The organism is Microbulbifer taiwanensis, assembly GCF_014904815.1.
Classification (GTDB): Bacteria; Pseudomonadota; Gammaproteobacteria; order Pseudomonadales; family Cellvibrionaceae; genus Microbulbifer; species Microbulbifer taiwanensis.
Map to the genome: position 1 here is coordinate 133918 of NZ_JACZFR010000007.1, position 18185 is coordinate 152102.

An 18185-nucleotide genomic window follows, 5' to 3' on the forward strand; every position below is an offset into this window, starting at 1 on the left:
ACGCTCTGGCGCCAGGTAACGCACGGGTGCGGGGTTGTAGTCGAGCCAGCACAGGGGCGAAAGCAGTCAGTGAAGACAGCGCTGTCAGTGCGGGGCGGTTGTCCGCAGGGGCGCCGGTGTGCAAGGGGGCAGGCCACCCCCACGCGAATCAGAGTGGGGCAGGCCCCGGCCGCCAGCAGATACAGAGGGTGGCGAGGGATCGGCAGGCGGGGCTCCGGGGGTCATTGCGAGTCGTCGGTGAGGGTGTCGACGTGGCCCCACCTGAGGCGGTCCACATCGTCGAACACATCCATACGCACAGCCTGTGCGTATAGCAGGCGCTCCAGGTGGGAGAAAAAGCCCACATGGCACCCCTTGGCGGCGGTGCTGTCCCGATAATCGATATCGGCCAGGATCAGGCCCAGCAGGTTCTTGCCCACCCAGAACGGATTGTCTTTCAGATACTGGACGAAGTGGGCGGCGTATTCGCGCCCAAGGTCGCAGGCCTGGCCGTAATCGTCGACTGGCGGCAGCTTCCAGTTACTGCGCCTGGCTTTCTTGTTGCGCCGGCCCGGACGGTAGACGAAGGGCAGGTTTTCCAACGGGGCGGGCTCAGGTCTGTATCCGCGGCGAGGGGGCAGGGTGATATCCATGACTGGTTCCTTGTATGGGTGGCCACCCGGCGCGGTCTCAATCACGGCAGGGTGGCAGGCTGAACGCAGGTTGAGACTACCGCTACAAGGGAACGGCGGGCGCAATGCCCCCTACGCCAGCCCGCCATAACAGGGAGCTGTCGCGCACAAAAAAAGCCGCATACACGGGTAGGCGACTTCGACGCGCCTTGTAATTTCGGGGTCTCAATCCCGGCTGCCGATTTTGCGACAGCGGATCCAGAATAGGCCATTAGATTAACTGGGGTCAATAACTGCAGGGCTGCCCAGCGGGGGATTGTGGAGGCGGCGGCGCCAGAGGAGCTTATTGGCACCCTCCGCGCCGGACCAGAAACGGGCCCGATTAGGCCAATCTGAGTTGTGGGGTACCCACCGGCCTGGTGCCGGTTGATGGGCTGGCCTCCGCCAGGTTGAATACCAGTCCGTCCACCTCCTCAAGGGGGAGGCACAACTCTTCGGCTACCTGCTCTCTGGTGGTGCGTTCCTTCCAGAGTTCCCGGAATATCTTTTCCCAGACGATGGAGCGCTCCCTGGGCAGCCCATCGGGTTCAGACCGGCCAAACTGCTTGTTGATGAGCATGCAGAAGTTTCGATACTGCCAGTCGCTTAGTTTGCCGGCCTTGTGTAGCCGATAAGCCAGAGCAGCAACGGAAACCCCCCAGCGCTTCTTGGCCTGAACCAGCTGTTTCAGGGAGGTGACAAATGGAATGTTCGCAACCACATCCATAGAAGGCATCAGAAAATGGGAGGCGAAACTGTCCGCCTCGCTTTCCGCCTGGCGTCCCTGCGGCTTGCCGTGGCGGTGCAGAACCAAGTGGCCCAGCTCATGCATAGCGTCAAACCGACTGCGTTCTGAGGTCTTGAACGTGTTCAGGAAAATGTAGGGGACACCGTTTCGCCAGCAGGAGAAGGCGTCAACATTCTTGGTGTCTTCAGCCAGTGAAAAGACTCTGATCCCTTTGGACTCCAGTAGCTTTACTACATTGGATACCGGCCGCTCTCCGAGTCCCCAATAGGAACGCAGAGCTTTCGCAGCGGCCTCGGGGCTCATGCCATGCCGCGCATCAATCAAGTCCAGTTCTGGCAGATTGAAACGCTCAGACGCCCAGTCCGCCAGCAGATGCGCCAGGGACCCGGCTGATAGGGCTGCCTCACGCTCCTTGGCTGACATGGCCGATAGGCTGCGGAAGGCCGCCGTATCCTTTGTGGGTATGTCTATATCGTCGCCCGCAAAAAAGGCGACCGGATAATTCAAGGCTTTGGCGAGCGCTTTGATTGTCGCATCCTCGACATTGTCGACCTTGCCCTTTTCGATCCGCGATAAATGTTCAGGCGTGATACCCGCAAAGCCAGCTAACTCCCTGCCAGTAAGCCGCCTGCGCTTTCTGGCAATAGTCAACCTTGAAGGATTGAACATGACTACCTCTTTTTTGTAACCGTTATATCAAATTCTTCGCCCTGATAATCGGCGTCACTGTCATTGTCACTGTTACCCCCTGCCGGGTTCCAATCCTCATCCTGAATGATGAAAATGCGTTCTGCAAAGGTGCCGAAATTCCCATTTTCAACGGCTCTCGGACGCGACAACTCCGCTCTCACCTCATCTCCATTACAGGATACACAAAAGAACCATGTGTGCAGATTCTCGCATTGCCGAGCCTCTTCTGCCATGTAGTCCCAGAGGTAGCCAGAGGGATTGTCCACCAGAGCGGCCACACCTCTTCCCTTGCTACTTACGGGGTTCGGATCGTGCCGGCCGCAGGCAAAATCCACATTCTGAAACAGGATCAGCTTTTCCAGCCGCTTGTTCGCAACCGCCTCAACGCCGTTCGGCCGGGCTATTTCCCAGTCTCGCTTCTGAATAAAAAGTGCTCTCAATGCGGCGACTCCGGCCATATAAGAGTACATTCCGGGGGCGTTCTGGGGATGCAGCGCAGTGGCCTCATTGCGGGCCGAAATCGCCGCCAGCGCGACCTGCTGAAGTTCTGAAACAGAGACATCAAACTGGGAAAGCTCTCCCGGAATCTCATGGGACTCTCGATAGATTCGTGAAGGGTGCATAATGAAGCCTGGGTTAATTTTCTTGGCCTCGATTGTGGTGTCAAAAATTAACTTCGTCAAGTGTTTCCCCACTGCGTCCGGATAAACTCCCCCAGAATCTCGATGGCGCTTTTCCGCCGCCGGCGGAGGGCAACAGCAGAAACGGTCGCGTGGGTATGTCGCTCCGGGGTGTGGCCTCCCCTGAATATCCATTCAACCTGTATTTCCTTACAGAGCTGCGCTGTTGGTAACGCCGGGTGCGTTATCAGATCGTCACCCTCTCCCCTCTGGGGGTGTCCGCCGGCGGCTGCCAGGCTGCGCGGAATAGCCAACCCCGCCAAGGGGCTAGGTTGGTCATTACAGCGGCCCCACGACTGCGCAGCGGTGCGCTGTCGCACTTATAAAGCAGGGGTTTTCTGCGCGTCTCGCTGTATCCGGTGCGGCCAATGACCAACAACCAACCCCCTGAAAAAAAATCCCGTAAATAGCGGAACCTCGCGCTGCTGCGGACCCGTATGAGCGAAGGCGTGGGAAGGACCCGCGCCACCTCAGTGACTGAACCGGTCGCCTGGCAGAGTGGCGCCCCGATGACTGAATCAGCCCGCGCCCTCAAAGTCAGCCAGCCACTCCTCATTGGTTTGTTCTTGGGGGAGAGTGGGGGAGGGGAAGGGGGTGCCCGTATACCCGCGTTCCCTTATTACCGTATTACCGTGCTTTTCTCGCCCCGTACTTTCATCCGGCTCTATCCCCCGTGGTTGCTGGCTTTGCGCGGCTTCCTTGTCCGGCGCGCTTGTCCGGAAGTTGTCCGGCAGTTGTCCGGGAGTTGTCCGGCAATTGTCCGGGAGTTGTCCGGCGCCAAACTCTACCGGCAGGGTGTCCCCCCTTGTCACAGTGACCACCCCGGCTCCAGGTGCCGCCCCGGCATCTGGTACCGTATTCACCCCCAGCAGCCGCACCAGGTCGTTATGGCTCAGGGACAGCGGGCACAGGTCGCCCACCCGCTCGCCATCGGTGGCGGTACCGGTGAATACCAGGCCGGCCAGCTTGCCCATGTAATCGTGAAAGGCGCTCAGGCGCCGGGGCACAGGTAACCCGGTGGACAGCCAGAAGCCGTAGAACTTGAAGCGCTCGGTCACCCGGAACTGTCCTCGAGGTAGGGGGGCGCCCTTCTTGCCGTGCTGTGTGTTCCTGTCCCGGCGCGTCTCCGCGTTGAATACGGAATAGCGCTCGCTGCCGTCAACCAGGTTGCGGAATTGCAGCGACACGCCGCCGCGCTTGCTGGGGCCATAATTGCCGACCGAATAGCCCAGATACTCCAGGGCATCCACTCCAGCAGCGCGGGCGGCCTCTGTGGTTATCTGGTGCTGGTGCTCTCGCAGCCACTCAGGCGGCACAGGGAGGCCGCTGGCTGGCGTTATCGTCAGTACCCCGCGCACCACTTCCACAACATCGCCGCGGGCCAGCAGGGGCGGCAATAGCGGCTTGCTTGGATCCACTGTCACCCCCCCAGCTTTCGCACACTGCGAATGTGGGGCGCCTCTGCTATTGGGTCGCCCACGGCCTCGGGGGCGCCCTCAGTGCTGCGCTGCAGTAGCTGCGTTGCCACTGCCCGCGCTTCACGCTGAGAGCTGGCGTCTACCACCATGGGGATCGTGATTACCTGCTCTATTTCGACGACATATCTCACAGTACACCCCCAAGGCGCCGCCTCTCGCTTTCCGGCAGCCTGTAGACGCCGTGCCAGCCTTTCACCCCGTCACGGTCGGTGTGGCTCACGTGCTCGCACAGAATGGTAATTCCGCGTTTCCTAAGCCGTCCCACAAGGTCCGGGCTGTTGCTGGTGCCAGCTATCCGGTCCAAGTCTTCACGACTGCGGGGGCGATCCAGGAGGGCCACCAATGCCCGCCGCTGGCGAGGGCTGAGGCGAAGCCGCTTGGGGGTGATATCATTACCGGTGCTATCCGCTGTAACGGGGCCGCCCTGTGCCGGGGCGGTTCTGATTCCTTCCATGGCGCTCTCCTAACATTGTGCTTCCGCGATAAGTTCCCGCTTCAGCTCCAGCAGATAGGAGCCTTCCCATACGGTGGTTTTCGGGCCCAGCTTGATTCCGCGCTGGGCGCGTCCGGTCTTGGTCCAGTTCCACCAGGTGGAAAGGCCAATGCCAAACAGGCGCGCACATTCCGGCGCCCGATACATGGCCGCGGGGTTAACGGTTGGTGGTTGGGACAGGTCTTTTTGCATGGTCAGTTCTCCAGCCTTCAGGCATAAAAAAACCGGCTCGAGGCCGGTTTACAGGTACAAAAAAACCCGCACAGAGGCGGGTTTACGGATGAAATTTGGGGCACAAAAAAGCCCGCTATTTGCGGGCTTCAGATGATTCTGGTCGTGCGCCTACAGCTTTCGCGCAGCGTAGCAAAATTTACCCACTCAAAGGTCACAGGTCAACGCATTTAAGATAAGTGGGGAGGTTTGAGGATTAAAAAAGCCCGCGAGGTGCGGGCTTTCGGGTGTCTGGTTGATGCGCTTACAGCTCTTGCAAGCTATAGCAGAATTTACCCTCAACTCCGCCAACTGTCAACGCTGCCTGAGACGGCTTTAGCGGGCTTTAGCTTAATAATGGCTACCGCTCGCCAAACGCCGCGGTAATCACGTTGTCGGCGCCGGCCTGTACCTGCAGGTTGTCCAGGTAGTCCGCCCATTTCTGCATCATTGCGGCCCGCTGGGGCAGATGCTTGGTGCGGTTGTAAGCGCGCCCCAGAGTGTCCTTCACTCCGTGCGCCAGCTGGTGCTCGATGTAGTCCACCCGGAAGCCCAGAACCTCGTCCAGCAGTGTTCTCGCCATTGCGCGGAAGCCGTGGGCGGTCATGGTGTCGTTGTCATAGCCCAGGGAGCGTAGCGCAGTCCTGACGCCGTTATCGGACAGGGGGCGGCTCTGGCCCCGGGCAGATGGGAAAACATACTTGCCGCGGCCGGTGAGGGGCTCCAGCTCCCGCAGCAGCGCCAGCGCCTGCTCCGCCAGCGGGATAATATGCGGCTCACCCATTTTCATCTTCTCGGCCGGCAGCTCTATCTGGCAGGCCTCCCAGTTGATTTCCGACCACTCCAGCTTGCGCAGCTCCCCGGGGCGGCAGAACAGCAGCGGGGACAGCTTGAGGGCCGTTCTCACCACAGGGGTTCCCTGATACCCGTCTATGGAGGCCATCAGGCGGCCCGCCCCCACGGGGTCGGTAATCGCGGCCAGGTGCTTTTTCTTGGTGGGGGTGAGTGCGCCGCTCAGGTCGCTGGTGGGGTCGCGGTCGGCCTTGCCGGTGGCCACAGCGAAGCGGAATACCTGGCTGGCTACCCGCTTCACCCGGTGGGCGGTTTCCAGGGCGCCGCGGCTCTCGATCCGGCGCAGGCATCGCAGCACTTCCGGGGCGGTGATTTCGGCAATGGGGCGTTTGCCCAGGTAGGGCAGCAGGTCGCTGTGGAGGGCGCGCTGGGCGCGGTCTTTGGATGATTTGGACAGGTGCGCCATCCGGGCCGCGAACCACTCCCCACTGACGGCGGCGAAGCTGTTGCGGTTGGCCTCGAGAGCGGATTCCTTGCGGGCGCGCTTCACGTCGCGGGGGTCTATGCCGGCGGCCACGTGCTGGCGGGCCTCGTCGCGGAGTTCCCGCGCGCGCTTCAGGCTCACATCAGGGTAAAGCCCCAGGGCCATCTCGGGGCGTTTGCCGTGAAGGCGGAAGCGGAATACCCAGCGCTTTGCACCGGTGGGGGTGACCTCAACGGCCAGGCCTTTCTCGTCGACCTCGATGTACTTCCTGTCGCGGGGCTTGAGCGCCCGGATCTTGGTATCTGACAGGGGCATGGCTGCGCCTTCCTTGCTGGGGTTTGGACGGGTTGGACGGTGTCGGTGGGCTCAACCCGTCCAATAACCCGGCCAACTGGGGTTAGATTTGGACGGGTTGGATTAGATTAACTGGGATGGGTCTGATAAGCAAAAGCCCCGAGAGCACTAGGCTTCCGGGGCTTTTGTGGTCTGTCTGGGACAGGTAGTTGGTGGAGATGGCGGGAGTCGAACCCGCGTCCGTCAGCACTCTGCCAGAGGCTCTACATGCTTAGTTCCGTCTATTGATTTAGCCGCATACAGCCCGACGGGCAAGACGTAATTGGCGAGCCTGTGAAAGTTTTAGCGGATCCCCGACAGGCGCGGTTCACAGCGATCCAGTTCTGTATAACAGCCTGCAGCGCGGTACTGGAACCTTGCTGAAGGCCGCTAAGGGACGAACCCTTAGTTAGTGCTTCACAAGCTGCTTACGCAGCGAGTTGGGCACCGTAGTTGTCGTCGTTGGCAACTAATAAATTGCAGCTTTGGATTTACGTGATTGGCTGCCATCACGGCATGCACCCATGGTTTCGTTACCGGCGTCGAATCCAAGTCATCCCCGATAAGAAACACTCTTGTGTCACTAAATTATACCTGAAATGTCCCCTTAACAACACGTCTCAGGCGCCCCGGTGGAGATCTTCTGCTCACTTACATGACTGACTGGGCGAAGGCGGTCAGTATCAGTAGCGGGCAGACGATGCGCACATACCAGGGCCAGATCTTCCAGAATAGTGTCTGTTCTATGTTCTCGTGGCCCTTCTTGAGCTCCGCCAGCAGCTGGTCGCGACGCCAGATCCAGCCGGCGAAGACGCACAGGGCCACGCCCAGCAGCGGCTGGCCGTATTCGGTGCTGATGCTGACCACCAGGCCGAACAGTGTGTCGAAATTGACAATGATGGTGCTGCTGATGGCAAAGATGATCAGTCCCACCAATGGGGTCGCGAGGCGGCGCGGCACGCCCAGGTTCTCGATGGTGAAGGCCACCGGCACCTCCAGCATGGAGATTGAGGAGGTCAGGGAGGCGATCACCATCAGGGCGAAAAAGGCGATGGCCACGAACAGGCCGGCGGTGCCCATGGTGTCGAACAGGGCCGGCAGTACCTGCAGAATCAGGCCGGGGCCGGCGATCAGTTCACCGGATTCCGAGAAAATCTGCGTGCCGGCTTCCTGGGCCACATACATGGCCGGCAGAATCAGCAGGCCGGCGGTAAAGGCGATACCCACGTCGATCAGGGTCACCAGGGCGCCGAGGCGCGGCAGGCTCTCCTGCTGGCTCAGGTAAGAGCCGTAGATCAGCATGGTGCCGACCCCCAGTGACAGGGAGAAAAAGGCCTGGCCCATGGCCGCGATCAGCAGCTTGGGTGACAGGTGGCTGAAGTCCGGCATCAGGTAGACCTCGAGGCCGGTCACCGCGCCGGGCTGGGTCAGTACATAGGCGATCAGCAGCAGCAGCAGGATGATCAGCGACGGCATCAGCAGGGTGGACCAGCGCTCTATCCCCTTTTCCACGCCGGCGGCAATGATCAGCATGGTCAGGCCGCTGAATATCGCGGTAAAGGTGAGGTTGCGCGCGGTGCTGTTGCCGGTGAGCCACTCCACGGCGCCACTGGCACCGAACAGGCTGGCGAAGGGTTCCGCCAGGTGGGCGACCATCCAGCCGGCCACGATCGCATAAAAGCTCAGGATCAGGGAGGCCACCAATATGCCGCCGAAACCGGCGAGGCTGCCGAAGAAGCGGCTGATGGGGCCGATGGAAATCTCGCGCAGTGCCTGCACCATATTACGGCGCGCGTGGCGACCGATGGTCAGTTCGGCCATCAGTGCCGGGTAGGCGAGCAGGAAGGCCAGCAGTAGGTAGACCACCACAAAGGCGGCGCCGCCGTTGCTGGCAGCCTTGGTGGGGAAGCCCCAGATATTGCCCAGCCCAACGGCGGAGCCCGCCGCAGCCATCAGGAAGCCGATGTTGGAGCTGAATTGTCCTCGCGGTGCACTCATGGTAACTCTCTTCATTATTCTTCTGTCAGTGCGGGTGTAATCTGGTGCGCGCGGCGCACCCTACGTCCGTCGCTCTGTTGAAATTACTTGTGTTCGCTGCGCATCAGGCGCTGCTTCTCGCGGTTCCAGTCGCGCGACTTTTCGGTTTCGCGCTTGTCGTGCTTGGCCTTGCCCTTGCCCAGGGCTATCTCGCACTTGATCAGGTGTTTCTTCCAGTAGAGCGCCGTGGCCACTACTGCGTGACCCTTCTGCTCTACGGCAGCGATCAGTTTTGCCAGCTCGCGCTTGTTGAGCAGCAGGCGGCGGGTGCGGTCCGGCTCGGTAACGAAGTGGGTTGAGGCGCTGGGCAGCGGCTGGATACGCGCGCCCAGCAGCCAGGCCTCGCCATTCTTGAAAATGACGTAGCTGTCGGTGAGCTGGGCCTTGCCCTCGCGGCAGCTCTTCACCTCCCATCCCTGCATCTCCAGGCCCGCCTCGAACTTCTCCTCGATGAAGTAGTCGTGCTTGGCCTTTTTGTTCAGGGCTATGGTGTTGGAAGTCGGGGCCTTTTTCTTTTTCGCCATAAACTAGATAAAACTGTGTCCAAAAAACTTCAGGGCCACGGTGTTGATAAAGATCAACAGCAGGAGCAGTGGGATAAAGGTTCCCAGGGAGAAGTTGATGTATTTTTGTGAGACGGAGCCGGTGAAGGTGCTGTCGCCCTCCTGCAGCTCCTGGTCGAAGTTGGCCTTCTTCCACTTGTAGATCACGAACAGGCACACCAGCAGGCCGTTGAGCGGCAGTATGGTGTCGTAGAAGATGATCTCCACCAGGTCGAAGAAAGACTTGTCGGCGCCCGCAAGCTGCACGAACTGGGTGAAGAAGTTGACCATGCCAAAGGATACGGCGCAACCGATGGCCAGCACAAACTGTACCGCGGCAATGGTGTAAATGGCCTTCCTGCGGCTCATGCCGCGCTCGTCGCGCAGGGTGGCGATGGGCACCTCGATGATGGACACCAGGGAGGTGATCGCAGCTACCAGCACCAGGAAAAAGAACGCGGCGGCGAAGGCGCTGGCGCCGAAATAGCCGACGCTGTCCTGCAGGGAGAGGAAGATCTTGGGCAGGAACAGGAAGATCATGCCCGCGGAGGAGTCGCTCAGCTCGGACGGGTCAATTTGCGGGTCGAAGTGGAAAATGCTCGGCAGTATCAGCAGGCCGGCGGTAAAGGCCACCAGCGTATCGGTGATCGCCACGGCGCGGGAGGAGCCCGGAATCGAGTCCCGCTTCTTCATATAGGAGCCGTAGGTGATCATGATGCCCATGCCGAGGGACAGGGAGAAGAAGGCCTGGGCCATGGCCTTGCTGACCACGGCACTGTCGATCTTGCCGAAGTCCGGTATCAGGTAATACTTTACGCCGAGCATGGCATTCTCGCGGGTGAGGACGAAGAGCACCAACCCCAGCAGCATCACGAACAGCATCGGCATCAGGGTCTTGGCCGCGCGCTCGATACCGTCCTTGACCCCCATGGCGAGAATCCCGTTGATCGCCACCATCAGTACTACCAGGTAGAGAAAGACTACCGGCGAGTTGATAAACTGGCCGAAGTGGGCTTCAGTGGCGAGCAGGTCGAGGTTGCCGCGCAGGGTCTCAATCAGGTAGCCCAGTACCCAGACGGTGACCACCAGGTAGAAGACCGCGATCATAAACGGCGTGGCCAGGGCCATCCAACCGGGAATGCTCCACCCACGCGAGCCGCCGGAGAGCTGCCGGTAAGCGCCCACCGGGTCCTTGTCGGCGCGACGCCCCATCGCCAGTTCCGCCATCATCACCGGCAGGCAGATAAAAAAGACAAAGAGCGCGTACATCAGCAGGAAGGCGCCGCCCCCGCTCTTGGTGGCCGCCACCGGGAAGGCCACCAGGTTGCCGATCCCCACGGCAGAACCCGCAGCGGCCAGGATAAAGCCCAGCCGCGATCCAAAATGCTCTCTCACTGCGGACATAGTATTCTCGCTATTATTTTTCTCAGACTTTCTTGTCGTGTGATTTTGATCCGGCCCGACCGGCCAGTTAAAACCGCGATTGTTGCAGGAATTGCCTTGCTTGAGTAGCGCCGACTGGCAAAATCGCCCGCTCGACGCACAGGACAGGCAATTCTACCTACAGTATTGGAATTGACAGTAAGAATGACCGAAATAGAGCGCAGCGCGCTGGTGATGCACAGTGCGGAGCAGATGTTTGACCTGGTCAACGATGTGGCCAGCTATCCGCAATTCCTGCCCGGCTGTCGCGGTGCTGAAGTTTTGTACAGCGACGAACACACCCTGGAGGCGCGCCTCGATCTGGCGCGCGCCGGCATTCGCCAGAGCTTTGTTACGCGCAATCAACTTGTGCGGCCGCAGAGCATGACGCTGACACTGGTGGACGGTCCCTTCGAGTCCTTTTCAGGCCACTGGCAGTTTGTGCCGCTGGCGGAGGATGCCTGCAAGGTGACCTTCTCCCTGTCCTTCAGCCTCAAGAGCCGCCTGATCGCCGCCGCGGTGGGCAAGCTTTTCAGCGATCTCGCCAGCCAGATGGTGGGCGCCATGTGCGAGCGTGCCGAACAGGTGTATGGCGAACAGAATGGGAGGAACGCATGACAGATATAAAGACAATCGCGGTGGAAGTGGTCTATGCGCTACCCCATGAGCAGCGATTGATGCACCTGCTGGTGCAGCCGGGTACCACGGCGCTGGAGGCGCTGGTGCGCTCTGGTATTCCGGAGGAGTATCCGGAGGTGGACCCGGCCAGTGCCAAACTGGGCATATTCGGACAGGCACTGGGTACCAAGGGGCTGGCCCCGCCGGATCAGTATGTGCTGCAGCCGGGAGACAGGGTGGAAGTCTACCGGCCGCTGATTGCCGACCCGAAGGAGGCGCGCAAGCAGCGCGCAGAGAAGGCGAGGAAGCTCGCAGAGCGAAAACAGCAGTAGCAGGAGCCCTTATGAGCGGCCGCTTACGGCCAGCCCGCCGGCTGCCAGTCGCCGCTGGTGGCGATCAGCATGTCGCCATTGAAGTAGACGCTGAAGCGCTTCTGGCTGACTTCGCCCTTGGGGTCGCGCACGCGATTGAGGTAATCCCAGCGATTCGGGTTGAAGGTGTCCTCCAGCAGCGGGGTGCCCAGTACGAAGCGCACCTGGCGGCGGGTCATGCCGGGCTTCAACTGGTCGACCATTTCCTGGGTGATGATATTGCCCTGTTGCACCTCGATGCGGTGCACGCCGGGAAACTTGAACAGGCTGCAGGCGCCGAGCAGGGCACACAGGCCCGCAATGGCGAGGATTCTCAGGCTAGACGGCATTCATTGCTCCATTATCGATTGTCGGCCAGCGGTTGCCCGACCCGGGATCGCGGCCATGGTCGCCCCCGGTTGTTTGCGGTTAAAAGGAATAGGCGCTTTCCGGTGAGGAAAGTTCCCCCGGCCCGCAGGTGGAGGCGCCTCGAGAGTGACCCGGAAGAGTCTGGGGTTCCGCTGACTCCGCTGGGCATGGATAATACCCGAAGAGTTCGCGCGCTGACAGACGCCAATGGGGCGCCTGCTCCGGGGCCTGGCCCCTGTAGCGGATCAATGAACGTAACGAAAAACCAGAGAACCCGGCCGGGAAAAACCTATTCATGTCTAACGAAAATCAGGAACTGCGCAAGGCAGGCCTCAAAGTCACACTGCCCCGAGTCAAAATACTGCAGCTGCTGGAGAGCGCCAGCGAGCAGCATCTGAGTGCGGAAGATGTCTACAAAATGCTGCTCGAGGCGGGTGAGGATGTCGGCCTGGCCACCGTATACCGGGTGCTGACCCAGTTTGAGAGTGCAGGCCTGGTGATGCGCCACAATTTCGATGGCGGCCACTCGGTGTTCGAACTGGATCGCGGTGACCACCACGACCATATGGTGTGCACCGATACCGGCAAGGTGATCGAATTCCACAATGAGGAAATCGAGAAGCTGCAGCAGCAGATCGCCGAGGAACACGGCTACGAGCTGACCGGCCACAGCCTGGTGCTCTATGTGAAGAAAAAGTAGTGGTTGGTGGGTGGGATGGGCATGCTGCGCTTTGCCCATCCTGCGTCTAACCTCAGGCCGGCGGCGTATAGCGCTCCGGGAATTTGCCGATCTTGTCCGCGTAAAAGTCCCTGAATCTGGCCAGTTCCGCGGCCAGGTTTTCCCCCATTTCCAGTACCGGACCCAGCCCTACTTCCTTCCTGGGGAAATTGATGAAGCCGCACACCACCGGCACCTGGGCACCGCGGGCTATATAGTAGAAGCCGGTCTTCCAGCGCTCCTTACGTCCCCGGGTACCCTCCGGCGGCACCGCGACAATCAGCGATTTGCTCTCATTGAAATGATCGACGGTGGCCTGGACCAGGTTGTTGGCCTTGCTGCGATCCACCGCTATGCCCCCGAACCAGCGCATGGTGGCGCCGAGGGGGAACTTGAACAGCTTGTCCTTGCCCATCCACTGCGGTGTCAGCTTGAGCTTGAGGGCGGTGAGAATAAAGTAGTAGCCATCCCAATTGCTGGTGTGCGGGGCGCCCAGCAACACGTATTTCTTTAGCTTCAGCGCCTTCTGGTCGCAGACCACGCGCCAGCCGTGCAGTTTTAGCAGCAGCCTGGCGATCTGGCGCAGGATGGGGGTCACTATGGGAGTGTTGAAAATGGTTCTTTGCATCTCGAGAGTCACGGTTACTACAAAATGCGTTGCAGTATAGTGTGACTTGAGGCGTCAGTCCCGGTCATTTCCGGTCTGCGCCTGTAGGAACTGCGGGGCGGCCGTCCGCCCATGGCCGCGGTCGGCCTGTTCTGACACCACCATTGATCGCGGCCAACGGCCGCTCCTTCAGGGTAATCTTTCCGGTGCCGTAGGGTGCACCGTGCGCACCATTGGCCCGGCGGTGCGCACGGCGCAACCTACGAGAGTCCCGAGTCCCGAGTCCCGAGTCCCGACTCAAGCCCGGCTCAGCATCTCTTTCGCATGGGCCAGGGACTGGGCGGTGGTCTCACCGCCGAGCATACGCGCTATCTCCTCGCGGCGCTCGACATCCTTCAGTTCGCGCAGGGATACGAAAGCCCTCACACCTTTGCCTGCGGTGCCGTCGCTGTGCTTCTCCACCAGGTACTGCCGGTGGGCCCGCGCGGCAACCTGGGCCAGGTGGGTGACGCAGATGACCTGGCCGGCGCGGCCATTGCGGGTTTCGCCCAGCTGGCGCAGCAGGCGCCCGACTACATCGCCGGTGGCGCCGCCGATACCCACGTCCACTTCGTCGAATACCAGTGTGGGGGTGCGCGATGTCTGCGCGGTGACCACCTGGATCGCCAGGCTCACACGTGACAGTTCGCCGCCTGAGGCGATCTTGCCCAGGGGGCGCGGTGACTGGCCCGGGTTGGTGGCGATCAGTATCTCCACCTCCTCGAGGCCGCTGGCGGCGGGCTTCTCCTGCGGCTGCAGTGCCAGCTCCACCTGCGCGTGGGGCATGGCCAGTTCCGCCAGTTGGTGGTTGACTGCTGCCGCCAGTTCCGCGGCGGCTTTCCCGCGCAGTTTGCTCAGCTTGCCGGCGGCCCGGCGGTAGTGGGTCTCCAGCTTTTCGCACTCGGCGGCCAGTCTGTCGAGGGCGTCCGGCGTGCCTATTTCCTCCAGTTCCGCCTGCAGCTGTTGTTGCAGGCCCGGTAGCTGGTCCGGCTGCACCCGGTGCTTGCGCGCCGCCTGGTAGATGGCACTGAGGCGCTCTTCCACCTCGGCCAGGCGCTCAGGATCCATTTCGAAGCGGTCGATATGCCGCGACAGGGAGCCGGCGGCTTCGTCCACCTGTATGCGTGCGTTGTCCAGCATCTGCGCCACTTCCGCCAGCGCCGGTGATTGTTCCGGCATGGCCGACAGCAGCTGCAGCGCCCGGTGCAACTGCTCGGCGATATCCCCCTCGCCGCCGGACAGCAGTGCCGCCAGCTGGTAGCTGCCGCTCATTATCTGCCCGGCATTGGCGAGGGTGCGTTGCTCGCTCTCCAGTTCTTCTATCTCGCCCGGCTGCAGGTTCAGCTGGTCCAGTTCGTCGAGCTGGTACTGCAGCAGTTGGCGGCGGGCCTCTGTCTCCTCGGCGCTGTCCGCCAGGGCGCGGTAGCGGCGGTGCTGGTCCTGCCAGGTCTTGAAGTGGATGCGGGTCTCGGCGGCCAGCTCCTGGGCCGCGGCGAATTCGTCCAGCAGGCGGCGGTGGGTGTCCTTCTTCAGTAGCGACTGGTGCTCGTGCTGGCTGTGGATATCGATCAACTGTTCGCCCAGGGAGCGCAGCTGCAGCAGGGTCACTGGCTGGCCGTTGATGTAGGCGCGGGAGCGGCCGTCGGCGCCGATGGTGCGGCGCAGTATCACCTCGCGCCCGGCGTCCAGCTCCTGTTCCTCGAGCCAGGCGGTGGCGGAAGGGTGATCGCCGATATCGAAAGTGGCGCTGATATCGGCCCGGTTGGCGCCGGCGCGCACCAGTTCGGCATTGCCGCGATCGCCGAGGGCCAGCCCGAGGGCGTCGAGGGTGATGGACTTGCCGGCGCCGGTCTCGCCGGTCAGGGTGCTGGTGCCGGGTCCGAATTCCAGCTCCAGCTGGTCCACCAGGGTGAATTGACTGATAGACAGGTGCAGCAACATAGCTTTCGTGGCCGTTCTTATTGGTTGGCGCCGGGGCGCGAATTAGTGGTTATTTATACAGTAATTGATGCTGGTTAGCTATAGGGCTGGTGGCACATTACTTTACTGGGTCAATCCGCTCCGCAGGCCCACTTGAACTGCAAGGGCCCGACCCCATATAGGGCTGCATTGCCCGCAACCCGGGTTGATACCGTTAACTGACAATCGACGCGACGGAGAAAGCAGTGGCCAAAGAGCGCAGCGAAGAAGATCAGAAGCATGAAGAGGGGATGCAGCCGGAGGTTCTGACTGACGAGCACACCCCTGTCGAGGAGGCTCCTTCCATCGAGATAGAGGAGCCCACTGCGGAGGAGCAGCATCAGGCTGAGGAATCCCTGCACGCGGGGGCCGAAAGTGCCGACGCCCTGCACGAGGACATCATCAAGCTGCAGGAACAGCTGGCGCTGCAGAAGGACCTGGCCATGCGCGCCCAGGCCGAGGCCCAGAACGCCCGCCGCCGCGCCCAGCAGGATGTGGAGAAGGCGCACAAGTTCGCGGTAGAGAAGCTGCTGCAGGACCTGCTGCCGGTGGTGGACAACCTGGAGCGGGCCCTGGCCACCTCCAATCCCGACGACGAGGCGCAGAAGGCCATTGTGGAAGGTGTGGAGCTGACCCACAAATCCTTCGTCGACAGCCTGGCCAAGCACTCGGTGGAAGTGGTGGACCCGGCCGGCGAGCCCTTCGATCCGGAACTGCACCAGGCCATGACCCAGGTGCCCAGCGGCGATGTGGAGCCGAATACCGTGCTGGAAGTCTTCCAGAAGGGCTACCGCCTGAACGGCCGCCTGGTGCGCCCGGCCATGGTGGTCGTGAGCAAGGCGCCCTGAGGTCCCAGTCGGAGAATCGGGCAAGCGGGCAAGAAAGCCCCTTGAAATTGTAGGGCCGGCACCAATATAGCTGGCATCGAGAATACTAACGCGCGGCAGGACTCTCCCGCAGCCGCCGGCGCGAAACGCAAACGAGGAATCAATCAGATGGCAAAAATTATCGGCATCGACCTGGGTACCACCAACAGCTGTGTCGCGGTACTGGATGGTGACAAGGCGCGCGTGATCGAGAATGCCGAGGGCGATCGCACCACCCCCTCCATCGTCGCCTTTACCGACGACAATGAAGTGCTGGTGGGCCAGTCCGCCAAGCGCCAGGCGGTGACCAACCCGACCAACACCCTGTTCGCGGTCAAGCGCCTGATTGGCCGCCGCTTCAAGGACGACGTGGTGCAGAAGGACATCAAGATGGTGCCCTACAGCATCGTCGGGGCCGACAACGGCGACGCCTGGGTGGAAGTGAAGGGCGACAAGAAGGCCCCGCCGCAGATCTCCGCCGAAGTGCTGAAAAAAATGAAGAAGACCGCCGAGGACTTCCTCGGTGAGAAGGTCGAGGCCGCGGTCATCACCGTGCCGGCCTACTTCAACGACTCCCAGCGCCAGGCCACCAAGGACGCCGGTCGCATCGCCGGCCTGGACGTGAAGCGCATCATCAACGAGCCCACCGCCGCGGCCCTGGCCTACGGCCTGGACAAGAAGGGCGGCGACCGCACCGTGGCGGTCTACGACCTGGGTGGTGGTACCTTCGATATCTCCATTATTGAGATCGCCGACGTCGATGGCGAGATGCAGTTCGAGGTGCTGTCCACCAACGGCGACACCTTCCTCGGCGGTGAAGATTTCGACCTGCGCCTCATCAACTACCTGGCGGACGAGTTCAAGAAAGACCAGGGCATTGACCTGTCCGGCGACCCGCTGGCGATGCAACGCCTGAAGGAAGCGGCCGAGAAGGCCAAGATCGAGCTGTCTTCCAGCCAGCAGACCGAAGTGAACCTGCCCTATATCACCGCCGACGCCACTGGTCCGAAGCACCTGGTGGTGAAACTGACCCGCGCCAAGCTGGAGAGCCTGGTGGAAGAGCTGGTGGCGCGCACCATCGAGCCGGTGAAGATCGCCCTGCGCGACGCCGACCTGGCCGCTTCCGGCGTGGACGATGTGATCCTGGTCGGTGGCCAGACCCGCATGCCGCTGGTGCAGCAGAAGGTCACCGAGTTCTTCGGCAAGGAGCCGCGCAAGGACGTCAACCCGGATGAAGCGGTAGCCATGGGCGCAGCCATCCAGGGCGCGGTGCTGGGCGGCGACGTGAAAGACGTGCTGCTGCTGGACGTGACCCCGCTGACCCTGGGTATCGAGACCATGGGCGGCGTGGCCACTCCGCTGATCGACAAGAACACTACCATCCCGACCAAGAAGTCCCAGACCTTCTCCACTGCCGAGGACAACCAGACCGCGGTGACCATCCACGTGGTGCAGGGTGAGCGCAAGCAGGCGGCACAGAACAAGTCCCTGGGCCGCTTTGATCTGGCCGACATTCCGCCGGCGCCGCGCGGCATGCCGCAGATCGAGGTGACCTTCGATATCGATGCCAACGGCATTCTGCACGTTCACGCGAAGGACAAGGCCACCGGCAAGGAGCAGTCCATCGTGATCAAGGCCTCCTCCGGCCTGTCCGAGGAGGAGATCGACAAGATGGTGGCGGACGCCGAGGCCAACGCCGAGGCGGACAAGCAGTTCGAGGAGCTGGTGCAGACCCGCAACACCCTCGACGGCCTGATTTCCGCGACCAAGAAGACACTGGAAGAGGCCGGTGACAAGGCCACCGCCGACGAGAAGTCCGCCATCGAGGCAGCCATCTCCGAGGCCGAAGAGGCTGTCAAAGGTAACGACAAGGCGGCGATGGATGCCGCCACCACCAAGCTGACCGAGGCTTCCGGCCCGCTGGCGCAGAAGATGTACGCCGAGCAGGCCCAGGCGGCCCAGGGCGCGGAAGGTGCCGCCGAGCAGGGCGCGGAGCAGTCCGGTGGCGACGACGCAGTGGATGCCGAGTTCGAGGAAGTGAAGGAAGACAAGAAAGAGGACAAGTAAGCGCCAGCTTACCCCCTCTTTTGTAGGAGCGGC

The 18185-nt window shown here is 61.6% G+C and carries 18 protein-coding genes and 1 other RNA gene; 5 read left to right on the plus strand and 14 right to left on the minus strand.

Features of this window, described 5'->3' with window-relative positions:
* Positions 1-221: 221 nt before the first annotated feature.
* The 11 genes from IG627_RS02515 to IG627_RS02560 all read right to left on the minus strand — a co-directional run bounded on the left by IG627_RS02515 (position 222) and on the right by IG627_RS02560 (position 10541).
* Positions 222-632: a hypothetical protein gene (locus IG627_RS02515; RefSeq protein WP_193189582.1), complete on the minus strand. Its 411-nt coding sequence runs from the start codon at positions 630-632 to the stop codon at positions 222-224.
* A 361-nt stretch (positions 633-993) separates the two neighbouring features.
* Positions 994-2067, minus strand: coding sequence for a helix-turn-helix domain-containing protein (locus IG627_RS02520; RefSeq protein WP_193189584.1), 1074 nt, complete (start codon positions 2065-2067; stop codon positions 994-996).
* 2 nt (positions 2068-2069) lie between these two features.
* Positions 2070-2771: a hypothetical protein gene (locus IG627_RS02525; protein WP_193189586.1), complete on the minus strand. Its 702-nt coding sequence runs from the start codon at positions 2769-2771 to the stop codon at positions 2070-2072.
* Between the two features lie 515 nt (positions 2772-3286).
* Positions 3287-4186 carry a hypothetical protein gene (locus IG627_RS02530; RefSeq protein WP_193189588.1) on the minus strand — a complete coding sequence of 300 codons (900 nt, stop codon included), beginning with the start codon at positions 4184-4186 and terminating at the stop codon, positions 3287-3289.
* Between the two features lie 187 nt (positions 4187-4373).
* Positions 4374-4700: a hypothetical protein gene (locus IG627_RS20810; RefSeq protein WP_226864628.1), complete on the minus strand. Its 327-nt coding sequence runs from the start codon at positions 4698-4700 to the stop codon at positions 4374-4376.
* A gap of 9 nt (positions 4701-4709) precedes the next feature.
* Positions 4710-4931, minus strand: a complete 222-nt coding sequence (locus IG627_RS02535) for a helix-turn-helix transcriptional regulator (RefSeq protein ID WP_193189590.1) — start codon at positions 4929-4931, stop codon at positions 4710-4712.
* Between the two features lie 379 nt (positions 4932-5310).
* Complete coding sequence (locus tag IG627_RS02540) at positions 5311-6540, minus strand: tyrosine-type recombinase/integrase (protein ID WP_193189592.1); 1230 nt, start codon at positions 6538-6540, stop codon at positions 5311-5313.
* Positions 6541-6729: 189 nt separating this feature from the next.
* Positions 6730-7119: a transfer-messenger RNA gene (ssrA, locus tag IG627_RS02545) on the minus strand.
* A gap of 90 nt (positions 7120-7209) precedes the next feature.
* Positions 7210-8556: a sodium-dependent transporter gene (locus tag IG627_RS02550; protein WP_193189594.1), complete on the minus strand. Its 1347-nt coding sequence runs from the start codon at positions 8554-8556 to the stop codon at positions 7210-7212.
* Positions 8557-8639: 83 nt separating this feature from the next.
* Positions 8640-9119: an SsrA-binding protein SmpB gene (gene smpB, locus IG627_RS02555; protein WP_193189596.1), complete on the minus strand. Its 480-nt coding sequence runs from the start codon at positions 9117-9119 to the stop codon at positions 8640-8642.
* Between the two features lie 3 nt (positions 9120-9122).
* Positions 9123-10541: a sodium-dependent transporter gene (locus IG627_RS02560; protein WP_193189597.1), complete on the minus strand. Its 1419-nt coding sequence runs from the start codon at positions 10539-10541 to the stop codon at positions 9123-9125.
* 183 nt (positions 10542-10724) lie between these two features.
* On the opposite strand from IG627_RS02560, the gene IG627_RS02565 reads away from it, so the two are divergent.
* Both IG627_RS02565 and IG627_RS02570 read left to right on the plus strand, forming a co-directional pair.
* Positions 10725-11177: a type II toxin-antitoxin system RatA family toxin gene (locus IG627_RS02565; RefSeq protein ID WP_193189599.1), complete on the plus strand. Its 453-nt coding sequence runs from the start codon at positions 10725-10727 to the stop codon at positions 11175-11177.
* Complete coding sequence (locus IG627_RS02570) at positions 11174-11509, plus strand: RnfH family protein (RefSeq protein WP_193189602.1); 336 nt, start codon at positions 11174-11176, stop codon at positions 11507-11509. The genes IG627_RS02565 and IG627_RS02570 overlap by 4 nt, the downstream gene beginning before the upstream one ends.
* A gap of 23 nt (positions 11510-11532) precedes the next feature.
* Here the strand turns inward: IG627_RS02570 and IG627_RS02575 are convergent, their stop codons facing one another.
* Complete coding sequence (locus tag IG627_RS02575; protein ID WP_193189604.1) at positions 11533-11877, minus strand: outer membrane protein assembly factor BamE; 345 nt, start codon at positions 11875-11877, stop codon at positions 11533-11535.
* Between the two features lie 314 nt (positions 11878-12191).
* Between IG627_RS02575 and fur the strand changes: the two genes are divergently transcribed.
* On the plus strand, positions 12192-12596 hold the full coding sequence (fur, locus tag IG627_RS02580) for a ferric iron uptake transcriptional regulator (RefSeq protein WP_193189606.1): 405 nt from the start codon (positions 12192-12194) through the stop codon (positions 12594-12596).
* Positions 12597-12648: 52 nt separating this feature from the next.
* Here fur and IG627_RS02585 read toward each other — a convergent pair whose 3' ends face one another.
* Both IG627_RS02585 and recN read right to left on the minus strand, forming a co-directional pair.
* Positions 12649-13242, minus strand: a complete 594-nt coding sequence (locus IG627_RS02585; RefSeq protein ID WP_193189608.1) for a 1-acyl-sn-glycerol-3-phosphate acyltransferase — start codon at positions 13240-13242, stop codon at positions 12649-12651.
* A 276-nt stretch (positions 13243-13518) separates the two neighbouring features.
* Positions 13519-15201: a DNA repair protein RecN gene (recN, locus tag IG627_RS02590; protein ID WP_193189610.1), complete on the minus strand. Its 1683-nt coding sequence runs from the start codon at positions 15199-15201 to the stop codon at positions 13519-13521.
* Between the two features lie 224 nt (positions 15202-15425).
* Here recN and grpE point away from each other — a divergent pair, with 224 nt between their 5' ends.
* Positions 15426-16067, plus strand: a complete 642-nt coding sequence (gene grpE / locus IG627_RS02595; protein WP_319024478.1) for a nucleotide exchange factor GrpE — start codon at positions 15426-15428, stop codon at positions 16065-16067.
* A 147-nt stretch (positions 16068-16214) separates the two neighbouring features.
* Positions 16215-18152, plus strand: coding sequence for a molecular chaperone DnaK (dnaK, locus tag IG627_RS02600; RefSeq protein WP_193189612.1), 1938 nt, complete (start codon positions 16215-16217; stop codon positions 18150-18152).
* Positions 18153-18185: the final 33 nt, after the last annotated feature.